General features: G+C 61.2%; 13 protein-coding genes and 1 CRISPR repeat array. Of the genes, 8 read left to right on the top strand and 5 right to left on the bottom strand.

The genetic code is table 11. From position 1 onward, the window contains the following. Positions 1 to 7 precede the first annotated feature (7 nt). Genes BGC09_RS19200 through BGC09_RS23005 form a run of 3 tightly spaced genes read right to left on the bottom strand, consistent with a single transcriptional unit; the run spans position 8 to position 1,756 of the window. Positions 8 to 367, bottom strand: coding sequence for a hypothetical protein (locus tag BGC09_RS19200; protein WP_069805835.1), 360 nt, complete (start codon positions 365 to 367; stop codon positions 8 to 10). Positions 368 to 384: 17 nt separating this feature from the next. Then, positions 385 to 1,110, bottom strand: a complete 726-nt coding sequence (locus BGC09_RS23575; RefSeq protein WP_176728981.1) for an RHS repeat-associated core domain-containing protein — start codon at positions 1,108 to 1,110, stop codon at positions 385 to 387. Continuing rightward, positions 1,073 to 1,756 carry a hypothetical protein gene (locus BGC09_RS23005; protein WP_069805833.1) on the bottom strand — a complete coding sequence of 228 codons (684 nt, stop codon included), beginning with the start codon at positions 1,754 to 1,756 and terminating at the stop codon, positions 1,073 to 1,075. The genes BGC09_RS23575 and BGC09_RS23005 overlap by 38 nt, the downstream gene beginning before the upstream one ends. 1,484 nt (positions 1,757 to 3,240) lie before the next feature. Here BGC09_RS23005 and BGC09_RS19180 point away from each other — a divergent pair. From BGC09_RS19180 to BGC09_RS19165, 5 genes are all read left to right on the top strand, one after another. Further along, complete coding sequence (locus tag BGC09_RS19180; protein WP_069805831.1) at positions 3,241 to 3,657, top strand: hypothetical protein; 417 nt, start codon at positions 3,241 to 3,243, stop codon at positions 3,655 to 3,657. A 128-nt stretch (positions 3,658 to 3,785) separates the two neighbouring features. Then, positions 3,786 to 3,974 (top strand): hypothetical protein, encoded by a 189-nt coding sequence (locus BGC09_RS19175; protein WP_069805830.1) that lies wholly within the window; start codon positions 3,786 to 3,788, stop codon positions 3,972 to 3,974. Positions 3,975 to 3,977: 3 nt separating this feature from the next. Next, positions 3,978 to 4,712: an AAA-associated domain-containing protein gene (locus BGC09_RS19170; protein ID WP_084659125.1), complete on the top strand. Its 735-nt coding sequence runs from the start codon at positions 3,978 to 3,980 to the stop codon at positions 4,710 to 4,712. Between the two features lie 118 nt (positions 4,713 to 4,830). Then, on the top strand, positions 4,831 to 5,004 hold the full coding sequence (locus tag BGC09_RS23570) for a helix-turn-helix domain-containing protein (protein WP_084659124.1): 174 nt from the start codon (positions 4,831 to 4,833) through the stop codon (positions 5,002 to 5,004). Positions 5,005 to 5,018: 14 nt separating this feature from the next. Next, the gene (locus tag BGC09_RS19165) at positions 5,019 to 5,393 is read left to right on the top strand and encodes a phospholipase D-like domain-containing protein (RefSeq protein WP_069805828.1); all 375 of its coding nucleotides are present in this window, start codon (positions 5,019 to 5,021) and stop codon (positions 5,391 to 5,393) included. A 948-nt stretch (positions 5,394 to 6,341) separates the two neighbouring features. On the opposite strand, the gene BGC09_RS19160 is transcribed toward BGC09_RS19165, so the two are convergent. After that, complete coding sequence (locus BGC09_RS19160; RefSeq protein WP_069805827.1) at positions 6,342 to 6,701, bottom strand: hypothetical protein; 360 nt, start codon at positions 6,699 to 6,701, stop codon at positions 6,342 to 6,344. Between the two features lie 269 nt (positions 6,702 to 6,970). Beyond that, a CRISPR array of direct repeats spans positions 6,971 to 8,043; the repeat unit is 37 nt; unit sequence GTCGGAACGCTGCTTAAGCCCGATGTGGGATTGAAAG. A 635-nt stretch (positions 8,044 to 8,678) separates the two neighbouring features. Here BGC09_RS19160 and BGC09_RS19155 point away from each other — a divergent pair. The 3 genes from BGC09_RS19155 (at position 8,679) to BGC09_RS19145 (ending at position 10,604) form a co-directional block, all read left to right on the top strand. Next, positions 8,679 to 9,548, top strand: a complete 870-nt coding sequence (locus tag BGC09_RS19155) for a tyrosine-type recombinase/integrase (RefSeq protein ID WP_069805826.1) — start codon at positions 8,679 to 8,681, stop codon at positions 9,546 to 9,548. A gap of 384 nt (positions 9,549 to 9,932) precedes the next feature. Continuing rightward, positions 9,933 to 10,286 carry a hypothetical protein gene (locus tag BGC09_RS19150; RefSeq protein ID WP_141727861.1) on the top strand — a complete coding sequence of 118 codons (354 nt, stop codon included), beginning with the start codon at positions 9,933 to 9,935 and terminating at the stop codon, positions 10,284 to 10,286. After that, the gene (locus BGC09_RS19145; RefSeq protein ID WP_084659123.1) at positions 10,287 to 10,604 is read left to right on the top strand and encodes a 3'-5' exonuclease; all 318 of its coding nucleotides are present in this window, start codon (positions 10,287 to 10,289) and stop codon (positions 10,602 to 10,604) included. A gap of 34 nt (positions 10,605 to 10,638) precedes the next feature. Here the strand turns inward: BGC09_RS19145 and BGC09_RS19140 are convergent, their stop codons facing one another. After that, positions 10,639 to 11,088, bottom strand: coding sequence for a hypothetical protein (locus BGC09_RS19140; RefSeq protein WP_069805823.1), 450 nt, complete (start codon positions 11,086 to 11,088; stop codon positions 10,639 to 10,641). Positions 11,089 to 11,748 lie beyond the last annotated feature (660 nt).

Here is an 11,748-nt window from a genome sequence, read left to right as displayed (position 1 = left end):
ATGCTCCTTAGCGAGATACCGCGTACAGCGTAAATTCAGCCTGTTCAATGGTTCCATAATCAAGTTCCGTTCCTACCTGAATGCGAAACGGAACGTGCCCCCAACCTGGAGCATACTCATACCGGTAAACAGGCACGGTCGCATAGGTATCCGTTTCATACAGGACAAAGATCATGTTGTCAGCATCTGGCCGCTGCAGCTGCGGGAAGAAGACAGTATCATACCAGATATTGAAGAACTCTTGGACCTCCTCTTTCGAATTGAACTGGACCGCCTCTCCCCCCATTTGAGAAGCAATTGTGGCTATCGCCCCGGCTGCTCCCACCAAAAAAGCGACTGTCCCGTTTGCCATGATCAAGCCCGCCATACTGAGGGCTACTCCTCCTAGAAGCGAGGGCCAATTGACCTGTGCACGCATATCATCAATTCGGGCAAAAACCAGTTACGGAGCATATCCACCAAACGATGGAACCATACATCCTCCAAACCTTTCTTTCCGATGGCTATTAGACTGTCTCCTGTACTGCTCAGGCCGCTTTGACGCATGTAGGAGGTGCCAGGATTGCGCATGGGTCCGTGACAGACAGAGAGTTCTCCACATGGGTTGGGCCGCAGGTTTGGACGCGTCGGCTTCGAGGGGTTCGAGTGCCTGGGCATAGTCTTTGTGATAGGCTCCTTATCTACAAGCGGGTCATGCGTAGAAATCGTCATTGTTCGGCCTCCATCCGAGGAGAAGATCCGCCCAATCGGGCCACTGTTATCCAGTGTCGTATAATAGTGTCCCGTCGGATCGGTCCGCGTCTCTGGGTTGCCTCCCACGGACGCAGACGGGTCCTGCCCCTGCTCGTTCCCCTGTACCGTGTCCGCCGTCAGGAACTGCCCCACCACTGGATCGTAATAGCGGGCTACATCATAGTCCAGCCCTGTCACACTGTCCGCTCGCTGCCCCGCGTAGCCCAGGCTCGTCGGCAGGCTCCCCGTCGTGTACCGCTGGTTCCCATACGGCCCGTACAACTGCGTTCCTGCTACGTTTCTTCCACTATCCAGGGCGACCACCAGACTCCCCAGCACGTCATAGCCAAAGTACTCCCTGGATACGCAGGGCGTCATCGGCGACCCCACCATTGAGGAGGAGATAGGCATGCTCCAGGTGGAGAGCCTGCTCTTTGGGCAGGAGATGATAACGAACCTGCACCGGCTGGCGCAGCCCATGATTGAGCAGCCGGCCGTGGGCGTCAACGAGCTGGAGCAGGTAGGCACCCAGCGAAAACTGGCCACTGCCCCCGGCGTTGGAACCGGAAGGCGGCGCAATCTGGGTGACGCGCAGGGAGATGGAGCCACCAGCCTGGTTGAGGTCCTGAGCGCTGATGGCCCCCGCTGGGATCTGGACCTCGAAGCGGCCATCGCTGCCACGAAAGCTGCTCGCTGTGGCAGCGCTCAGTGTAATGCTCCCTGGCTGCATAGGCATGCGCAGGCTGCGCTTCATCTGCTGCGGCGCCCCAACGGGAGCGTTGCCGGGCGGAGCCGGAGCAACGACGCGCGGATGGGAGGCGGCTCCACTTCCTGGATTCACGCGATGAGGACGCGATGGCGCCCCATGCGGCACACTGGCAGCAGAGTGGGGCAGGGGGACAGTGCTCCAGTCGACGAGCGTCTGGCTGGGCAGGACAAGCACAAGCATGAGGGCATAGACAATGCTCCGCAGGCTGAGACGCCTCCGTACGGTCAGGCTCCCTGCAGGTCGTGATTGCCCCACAGGCTCTCTCCTTCCTCGTGCGCTCTGCGCTGGCTCCGCACGGAGCAAAAGGGGAAGAGACCAGACAGAACCGCTGATCCCTCAGCAGCGCAAAAAGAGCTACTCTGTAGTTCTACCGAAGACAGGAGAAGCCCCCACAATGGTATACTGAAGCTATGCGGAGGCTCCTCCGCGGGCGGTGTTCTCCCTGGCGGGTCGCAACGCTTCTGAGAGAACACCGCTTCCTCCTTTGTCGCATCTACCACACGGGTAGGCTATTCCTCTGGATTGGCGGTCTCCCCTATCCCTGGCTCCAGACTCGAGCACGTGCGAGGGACAAAACAAGCTGACGTCTCGGGAAGCAGGGGAGAAAAGCAGCGCGTGGAAAAGGATCTGCCTGCACCTGGGCTACGCTGGCAACCAGGACCTCTCCTTGAAAGAGGCAAGCAGGCCGTCAGTAATTGCTCCTTCCTGTTAGCCTTTCTCGACAGCAGCAAGCGACAAGAGCTGTAGCATCTGAGAAGGGGAATGACCAAGGTGGGGGTCAGGCTTCAGGAATGATTGGCATTCAAGTACCAGGAAAATAAAGGACCTTTGCAAACAACGTCGTCCTGCCTGACACCGACAGCCTCAACGCAGTTCGCATGGAGAAAGCTACTACAGGTGCAGCACTGCGTCCATGCCTCCTGTTATGATCACTCTCCCTTAAAAGGTTCCTGCTGGCTAAGAGTATAACAAGAATAGCTCTACCTGTCAAGTGTAATCGATTTTCCTCTGAATTGAGAGGAAGAGAAGAGGAAAGCAGGCACGGTAAGCCGGGACGACGTAACGCTCAGATGCCCTTCTTCTCTTCTCCCCAGGGTGCTCTCTGAAAGGGGAGCAGGAAAGATACGGAGGAATTTCCTGCGCATCTATGGCGTATCCTCTTTGGAGAGGAGCTTATTATCGCATGGTTGCTTTTGTGATGCGTAAAGAGGTGAGAAGGGCAAGGAGCCCGCCCACGCGCAAAGTGACCTGGCGTCAGCTTGATGAGAGCATACGCACCCCGCCCCGACAGTCAGCTGCAGCTGACGGTGACGAGGTGAGTCTGTCCCCTTCGCCGACGCTCGCTCTGCCTGAACAGCGCGGCTGTCTCACTGAAGGGGAGGTCGGTAGAGGCTGGCGGCCAGAGAAGAGATCCTGGCTGGAGGCATCCTGGCGCATCAGGGCATCATCCGCTAGCAGATCCATCAGCGCTGTCAGCATCTCCATCACTTCCCGAGGCCAGTCCAGCGAGAAAACGCCGCGGCCTTATTATCGTACGGGCAGAGCGACGCAAGGCGACGCAACCCAGCAGACGAGGCCAGACCGTAGGGTCCTGACCAACGCTGGTCAGCCCGAGCTGCCTGTAGAATCGGTAGTGACCGCTGTTGACAAGCAGGCATAGCTGTTATACCATTACCATTGGTGCGTGGAGCATCTCCTACTGCTTGCCACGCTCCAAAAACAAAGGAGATCCGCCACCTATGAGTCCGCGTGAGAAAGCGCTGTATCACCAGATCCACCCGCTGAAACTTCTGACAGATATCAGCGCCGAGATCATCTCTATCTACTACTGCTGGCAGCGGCGCCTGCTGAGCGGCCTGCTGATCGCCATAGTGCCACCGATCGTGGCCTCTTTCCTGATCATGCGCCTGGTCGACCTGGAACCGTATCGACGCTCTGCAGCAGGGGCCTACCTGAAACGCCATATGACGCCGACAGTGGTCGCCATGCGCATGCTCGGCACCTGCGTGACGCACCTGGGAGCCTGGCTCCGCTGGCCAACGCTAATGGGTTCGGGCTACGCTCTCATCCTATTCGCCTGGTTCCACGGCTTGCTGCCGGTGCCGGGGCGAAGCAAAGGCGACATAGCCCGGCAGGATAGAGCCGGGACGACATAGCGCGGGGACGCTCCAGAGCTGGGGGACGGTATAGCGCGCGTAATTCTGCCTTGAGCACCTTCCCCATAGGTCGGCCTCTGTCACGCGCCAGGCTGATCTGGCGCGCTTCCAGCAGCTTCTCCATCGCAATGGCAACAGTCGCCGGCACGGTCTTCGAGCAGACGGTCATTGTGGCCAACGCCTTTGGTGAAATGGTGGACTACGTTGAACAGGCCCTGCACGAATCAGCCAGGCGTCGCCTTCAGCGCCGCCTGTTGGCCTGCTTCGCCCGTCTCGATTCAGGAGGCGCTGGACAGGGCAGCCCGTCGTTTCCTTGAGCCATGCCGCAAAGTCTTGCTCATCATCTCCGACGGCTCCTTTCCCTACGCACAAGATGCCTTAGCCAGCCCGGCATTCTGCACCGCTGCCATCCGATACCGAGGCCGATGTCCAGGAGGAGAAGCAACTCTTCCGCCAGCAGGCCCTGGCACTTGTGGCCCTGCTGCGCCGCATTGCGGAAGACCTGGCAGCGGGTGGATGCGGAGCACTATCTCGAACGCTTGCATGAGCATTCCAGTGAGGGGGAGGCAGAGGCTCAGCTGCAAACGATCATTGAGTGGGAGCACTACGCTGAAATCTTTACCTACCAGGAAGAAGCGGAGATCTCTCCGCAGGAAACGGATGCGGAGAGAGAAGACCTGGCCGCTGAGGCCGCCAGCGGCACGCGGGAGCAATGCGGCTGTCTGGGAGTCCGCTCTCGTGGAGACGGGCAGGCGGGCGAGCAGACAGGAAGACCCTGTTATGATACCGACGCGGCCTTCCTGAAGCCCGGCCTGGGCAGGGACACGGCTCTACTGCTGTACGATCTGGCCTCGCCAGGCTGTGCCTTTCCGCTGATCTTCTGGCTGATGGTGAGGATAGCACAGATGCACGGGAGCCTGGCCGAAGCGGCCCTCTCTCCAGCTTGTCGGAGAGATTCCGACGCTCTGCTCTCTCAGGTGCCCCTGGCACCAGGATGTCGCGCCCGTGCAGGAGCCCGGCATAGTTTTCCACGCAAGGAAACCACCACGTGGTAGGACGGCTTCTTGTTGCGCTCTGTAGCCTCGGAAGCACAATGATGTCATTAGACTAACAACATACGACGGCATCGAGTAGCACGCCCTCACTGATCGAGCAAGAGGCCCGAGGAGAGAGATGGCGCAACCGGATTCCCTGATTGACCTCTTGCAACAGCTTGGCTTTACCCAATACGAAGCCCAGTGCTACCTTGGCCTGCTGTGCCAGCATCCCCTCAATGGCTCGCAACTCAGCACTGCACTGTCTTTGGTGTTCGACGTTCGATGGTCTACCAGACTCTGGATCGCTTAGAGGCAAAGGAGGCTGTGGTCCGCATCAGGTGCAAGCCAGGGGAACCACAGCAGTATGCACCGGTCGCCCCCAGACCGATCATCGCCCACGCACGGCTTCGGCTCGGCCTGATGGGAGGATTCCAAGAGCTGGCCGCGTTAGCACCTGAGCTCTGGGCGGCGGTGGCCCGTGGAGTGGTTCCGCGCCTTGTCAGCATCGGACCTGCTCCGCAGGTGGATGGGCAGATCATCACCTTTCTGGGAGAGAACGTCTCTGCGCCAACGCGCTTTCTAGTCGTGATCACAGATGCCGCCCCCTTGCTCATGGCAACTTTTGCGCCTGATGCGCAAGACACTGCCGTCTTGACGGAGACGGCTCCAGATGCTTCTCCTGGAGGAGGGGCCGGTTAGAATCAGCGAAGAAGCCCCTCTAGGATTGAAACGGAAACTCCTCCTTTCAGTGCACTCCACCGACAGTATTTGAAGGGGTATCATCAGGGACCTCCTTCGAGTACGAAAGGAGACAGGTGATCCCCTCTCTCTCCGATCTCCTTCCTTCCCACGATATGCCTCCCCAGGCAGGGGCTGGCGTACGATGCCTCAGCTGGTCTGATACAAGGCGTCCACGGTGTGAGCCACTAGCCACCGCGATTGCTCTTGCACGGCTGGCAATGGACTGCGGGCCACGGCCTGGCAGGGATGGAAGCGGGCAGACTCAGGGGGTCAGAGCGATACCAAGCCGAGAGAATGGATAGAGAGGGAGAGGAGGAGGAAGAAGAGAAGACGAGAATCCCCCTCCGCGAAGACTCCTCATCTCGTCGCAGAGGGGGATTCTTGGAATTTTACCCAAAGCGGAACCGACGGGCTTCGATTTCTCTCTCACCAGTGGCCCCTCTTTTCCTCCTTCCTTCTCATCCCCTCGCTCAGACCCTCCAGCAATCCCTGGCGGGGGAGTCGCTTCTCCCCTCTGCTTCTCCCTCACAGCCAAGGCCCACCGCTCGCTCTGCTCCCCCTTCCCCTCACCCTCGTATCCCTCGCGAGGAGTGGCCTGTGATCGCTTCTCGTGTTCTTGAGCATCAGGAACCTCTACGACAGGTTGCACAGGATTACAACGTCTCCTATGAAACCATCAGGCGCATCAGCCAGCGCTTTCTTTCTTCTCTTTCAGAAACCTCTAGCATTGGAGAATAGAACCCCCAAGGAGATCAGAACCGTTGCAACCTCTTTCCGCTCAAGAGGGAGCGCTGCATTCCTCGCACCGCTCCCTCTCTCTCCCTGGCTGTTCCTTCCAGCCTGCTCTCTTCTCATTCTCCTCTGTCTCAGATGACCAGGCGCGTCTGATTTTGTTCCTCATTTATTTCATTTCATTTCATTGCAATCCCACATCGGGCGAGAGCGGTCTTCCGCCCTGCTACCTCGCGGCTTCTGGAGCAGCGTCAGAATCTGCCCCATCTGCTGCTCTAGTCGATCAAAGCGCTGGTCCATCTGCTGCTCCAGGCGATCCAGGCGCACCTGGACCTGCGCGACCTCTCCACTCAGCGTGTCGAGACGCTGCTCGATCCGCTCTGTTCGCTCCTTGAGGGCATCCAAATCCATCCGCAGGATGCCATAGAGCATGGTCGTCTCCTTCGCCAGGTTCCGGTAGACAAACTCCAGCTCGCTGACGCGCCGCTCCAGGTCGGCAATCCGCTGCTCGCTCCATCGGACCCACCTGAACACTACTGCCTCTCCCTTACCATCCCCCGCAGTCGCTGTCAAGCGCTGCTCCTGAGACCCACTCTGCCGCTGGTGCCGCTCGGGCCGTTCGCTTCGAGCATCTCGGCTCCCGGCATGCCACGCAGCGATGCTCGAAGGGCCTCACAAGCTGCCGCAGGGCCACAAGGGCTGGCATCATGACCGCATAACAGCGGTCACTGCTGACCGCTTTTTTGGGATGCTCGAAACAGCTTGACGGACGCCGCTCCTGATGCTACCCTAGAGAGGGGACTGTCGGAACGCTGCTTAAGCCCGATGTGGGATTGAAAGCCTTCCGCAGACCCAGGCCCCCGCGGCGCCGTTTGCGGGTCGGAACGCTGCTTAAGCCCGATGTGGGATTGAAAGTCGTCAGGCAAACTAGTCGTGAGCGACTACCCTGGCTGCGTCGGAACGCTGCTTAAGCCCGATGTGGGATTGAAAGTTTACACATTTCACACATTAACTATCTCTCGTATAGGTCGGAACGCTGCTTAAGCCCGATGTGGGATTGAAAGTCCGTGTCCAGGCCGGTGCACCCCGACAAAGAACGCAGTCGGAACGCTGCTTAAGCCCGATGTGGGATTGAAAGCCGGGGAGAAGGCTTCAATAAGTCTTGGGGATGCCTTGGGTCGGAACGCTGCTTAAGCCCGATGTGGGATTGAAAGCAAGCAATGCAGCCGTCTGAGCCACGATATACACAGTCGGAACGCTGCTTAAGCCCGCTCTGGGATTGAAAGTGCTGTCGAGGCGGGGCTGTGTCAGGACAAGCGGCAGTGTCGGAACGCTGCTTAAGCCCGCTCTGGGATTGAAAGTGTCTTATCCAACTCACCTGTCTTATCTATCTCACGTCGGAACGCTGCTTAAGCCCGCTCTGGGATTGAAAGCGACTGAGCGTAACCTCGATTACCCGCTTTCGCCGCGTCGGAACGCTGCTTAAGCCCGCTCTGGGATTGAAAGACGGAACCTCATCAGGTGGGGCGGTGGTGATTCAAGGTCGGAACGCTGCTTAAGCCCGCTCTGGGATTGAAAGGAGACCAGAAAAGGTTGCTGTCCGGCAGTCGTTGAGTCGGAACGCTGCTTAAGCCCGCTCTGGGATTGAAAGGACTCTACGAGGGTAGACCCGGCTGCTTGGCCGTCATTGTCGGAACGCTGCTTAAGCCCGATGTGGGATTGAAAGCGGATCGGCGAAGATCCCGACGATCCCGCGGATGATGTCGGAACGCTGCTTAAGCCCGATGTGGGATTGAAAGTTTACCGGCTTGATGCACTCGACGTCCGCTGCTCACGACAGTCGGAACGCTGCTTAAGCCCGCTCTGGGATTGAAAGCCATTCCTGCTCTCCCCTGCTCGGGGACGGACCCCTTTCCTCTGCGTTCCCGTTTCCTTCCTGTCTGTTTCCCAGGGTGTTCCCCTCTCGTTCCCGCGTGGTTCCCGGGTCGCGCGGGTATGCTTGCAGTGTTGCGAATGTGTTGCGGCCTCGGGAAGGCGAAGCGCTGCCGCCGGCGTTTCCCCCTGATCCCAGAGCACTCTCCCACCCAGGGCAGGAACAGACGATGCCCCTGGCGCTGTGCCTGGCCTGACCTGGCTCGCAAGGGGACCGCTCCGCTGGAACGCCGCACCGCACCAGCCTGACACGGACAGCCGCAGCCGGCCTGCGCTGGTTGAGCCCCGCTCTCGCCAGGTCGGTGACCCGCTCGCTCGCTGTCCAGGGATGCCAGGAAGGGAACGCACCCTTTCGCGCGCTCCAGACAGCTTCACCGCGGTCTAAACAGAGCGACAGAAGAGAACGGGGGACTCGTCCCCTCCCCGCTCGCTGTCCAGAGGGAACAGGACAGCCCAGGGCCGCCGCCCTGCAGAGGGACGGACACGGTTGAACTCGTGGGATGGCAAGTCGTGCGGTGAAAGGAAGCACGAGCTGGCCTGGCAGCCACCAGCCAGCACCGCAGGAGCACCAGGAGCAGCATGCCCACGCATCGCAAGAGCCTGATCCGCGAAGCCATCGAGCGGCTCGACGGCCTGATGGCCATCGGCGAGAGCCGGCATACGGCCAAGCAGACCGCTCGCCAGCAGGGGCAGCTCGCCTGGACCTGCTCCACGGGGCGCATCCATTCCTATAAGACCCGCTCCGTCTATCAGGAGCAGGTGATCCGCTTCCTGAAGTGGGCGCGGGCCACCTCTGGGCTGCGCCGGTTGGCCGAGGTAGACGCGCGCGCCGAGGAGCTGGCCACGGCCTATCTGCTGCGGGGAATAGAGACGGGCCTCTCGCCCTGGACGCTGGCGACGACCCGTTCCGCCCTGCGGCTCTTCTTTGGTGATCGGGCGCTGGCCGCCTCGGTCACACTGCCGCCACGGCGGCGGGAGCTGATCCGGCGCTCGCGTGGCCCGGTGGCACAGGATCACGACCTGAACCCGGCCCACTGGCAGGAGCTGATCACCTTCCTGCGGGCAACCGGCTTGCGCCGGCGAGAAGTGGCGGCGCTGCGCGTGGCGGATCTCAACCTGGCAGCGGGGGTGGTGCTCGTGCGCCACGGCAAGGGAGGCCGCCCGCGGGTGGCGCCCGTGCTGCCGGGCGTGGAGGAGCTGCTGCAACGGCTGTGGGCAGGGCGCCGGCCCGAGGAGCGGGTCTTTGCACGCATCCCGTCCCATCTGGACGTGCACGCCCTGCGGCGCGAGTATGCGCAGGCGCTGTATCGGCTGCTGTCGGAACGGGAGCTGCCACCGGCTCGGGGCCGGCTGCGCCCAGCGGACTATGATCGGGCAGCCGTGGAGGCGGTGGCGTCGGCCCTCGGGCATCGTCGTGTGGAGGTGGTGCTGCGTCACTACCTGCGCTAGCTGCCTCTGTGGATCGACTGCCGCCTCGGCGCAAGGCGACCCGACGCGCGTGTCCCAGTGGCGCAGGACTGTGCGCTGAACCCAGCCACTGGCAGGAGCTGATCCCCTGATCCTCCACCTCCAACAGCTCCACTCCCTTGCTCCCGACCCACGACAGGGATCTCATGCCCACCCCTGCGCGCTGCCGCTCCCGAGGGACGACGTGCGTCGCTCCTCGGACTGCGGAAGCACGGCGCCGAAGTCATGAAGAAGGAGAGACCAGCGATGGCAGAACATCAGGAATATCAAGAACATCAGCTCGAACGGATTTCCACAGGATGGCGATGTACCGTCTGCCACAAAACGTGGCAGGCAAAGCCTCGGACGGAGTGTGGGGGTCTGCGGGTGTTCGCGTACTCCCAGATTGACTGGGAGCGGCTGGCAACCGTCTCCGGCCTGCGCCGCCGGGGGTTGCGCCTGGCCCCGGGCCAGCAGCCCGCGGGCTGCTATGAGCGATCGGCGGGGCGCCCCCGGCAGGTGTTGCTCTACTGGGTCCATGAGGCAGCTTCAGCCAAGGCGCTGACGGAAGCGCAGCGGCAAGCGCTGGAACGGGCAAGGGAGGGCTGGCGTCGCTGGCTGACCTGCGAGAGCTGTGGGGGGAAGATTGAGCCTGGGCGCCGCCGCCGGCGGCTCCGGCTCTGCTGGGTGTGTGAGGAAGCGCAACGGGTGCGCCAGCAGCAGCAGGAGATACGGGCCTGACTGCGGGAAGAGCTGGCCCGGGACATTGCCATTGTTGACACGGAGACGACAGGATTGCCCGAAGACCCGGGCTTCCAAGTGGGAGAGATCGCGGTGATCGATGGGAAGGGGAAGCTGCTCTTTCGTTCGCTGATCCAGCCGGATGCGCCTGTGACGCCAGGGGCGCGGGCCCTCCACGGGATCAGCGATGAGGCGCTCCAGCATGCGCCGCCCTTGACGGAGAGGTGGGGGGAGCTGTGTGCGGTCCTGGAGGGCTGTGCCTCTATCTGGGCCTACAATGCGGAGTTTGATCCCCTGGCGCTGCCTTTCAATCCCTAAGCGGGCGTAGGCGGCATCCTCGTGCTGATTGACGCTAGCTGCCTTGTTGCTTCTGGAGCAGCGTCAGAATCTGCCCCATCTGCTGCTCTAGTCGATCAAAGCGCTGGTCCACCTGGGCAAACCGTTGGTCCATCTGCTGCTCCAGGCGATCAAAGCGCTGATCCACCTGGGCAAACCGCTGATCCACCTGGGCAAACCGCTGGTCCACCTGGGCAAACCGCTGATCCACCTGGGCAAACCGCTGGTCCACCTGGGCAAACCGCTGGTCCATCTGCTGCTCCAGGCGATCCAGGCGCACCTGGACCTGCGCGACCTCTCCACTCAGCGTGTCGAGACGCTGCTCGATCCGCTCTGTCCGCTCCTTGAGGGCATCCAAATCCATCCGCAGGATGCCATAGAGTATGGTCGTATCCTTCGCCAGGTTCCGGTAGACAAACTCCAGCTCGCTGACGCGCCGCTCCAGGTCGGCAATCCGCTGCTCCATCGGGCCCTCCTGAACACTGCTGCCTCTACCTTACCATCCCCCGCAGTCGCTGTCAAGCGCTGCTCACGAGACCCCACTCTGCCGCTGGTGCCGCTGTTGCCGTTCGCTTCGAGCATCCCGGCACCCGGCTTCCCACGCAGCGATGCTCGAAGGGCCTCACAAGCCACCGCAGGACCACAGGGGCTGGCATCATGGCCGCGCACAACCGGTCACTGCTGACCGCTTTTGTGGGATGCTCGAAACAGCTTGACGGACGCCGCTCCTGATGCTACCCTAGAAAGGGGGCTGTCGGAACACCGCGTAAGCCCGCTGAGGGATTGAAATCCTGGCTCAATGCCGTGCAATGCAGCGCCTCTTCAGCGTCGGAACACCGCGTAAGCCCGCTGAGGGATTGAAATACCGACGCAGGATTGCGCGGAATACGCTCCGCCTCCAGGTCGGAACACCGCGTAAGCCCGCTGAGGGATTGAAATGCCTGGACAGCGAATGTACTCGGATTTGTGGCCTCGTCGGAACACCGCGTAAGCCCGCTGAGGGATTGAAATACACCAGCAAGCCAACCAGGCAGAGCAGCAGCTCAAGGTCGGAACACCGCGTAAGCCCGCTGAGGGATTGAAATCTCCAGTGGCCAACCTGCTCCGAGGCATGCCGCAGCGTCGG

It is taken from the genome of Thermogemmatispora onikobensis (genome assembly GCF_001748285.1).
Taxonomy (GTDB): domain Bacteria; phylum Chloroflexota; class Ktedonobacteria; order Ktedonobacterales; family Ktedonobacteraceae; genus Thermogemmatispora; species Thermogemmatispora onikobensis.
Note: the sequence above shows the minus strand (reverse complement) of the source record. Positions and strands in the feature narration are given on the sequence as shown.

Bases quoted from the DNA above. Each gene is read 5' to 3' on its own strand.
- BGC09_RS19200 (WP_069805835.1), bottom strand. From the start codon at position 367: ATGGCGGGCTTGATCATGGCAAACGGGACAGTCGCTTTTTTGGTGGGA.
- BGC09_RS23575 (WP_176728981.1), bottom strand. From the start codon at position 1,110: ATGACGCCCTGCGTATCCAGGGAGTACTTTGGCTATGACGTGCTGGGG.
- BGC09_RS19180 (WP_069805831.1), top strand. From the start codon at position 3,241: ATGAGTCCGCGTGAGAAAGCGCTGTATCACCAGATCCACCCGCTGAAA.
- BGC09_RS19175 (WP_069805830.1), top strand. From the start codon at position 3,786: ATGGCAACAGTCGCCGGCACGGTCTTCGAGCAGACGGTCATTGTGGCC.
- BGC09_RS19170 (WP_084659125.1), top strand. From the start codon at position 3,978: ATGCCGCAAAGTCTTGCTCATCATCTCCGACGGCTCCTTTCCCTACGC.
- BGC09_RS23570 (WP_084659124.1), top strand. From the start codon at position 4,831: ATGGCGCAACCGGATTCCCTGATTGACCTCTTGCAACAGCTTGGCTTT.
- BGC09_RS19155 (WP_069805826.1), top strand. From the start codon at position 8,679: ATGCCCACGCATCGCAAGAGCCTGATCCGCGAAGCCATCGAGCGGCTC.
- BGC09_RS19140 (WP_069805823.1), bottom strand. From the start codon at position 11,088: ATGGAGCAGCGGATTGCCGACCTGGAGCGGCGCGTCAGCGAGCTGGAG.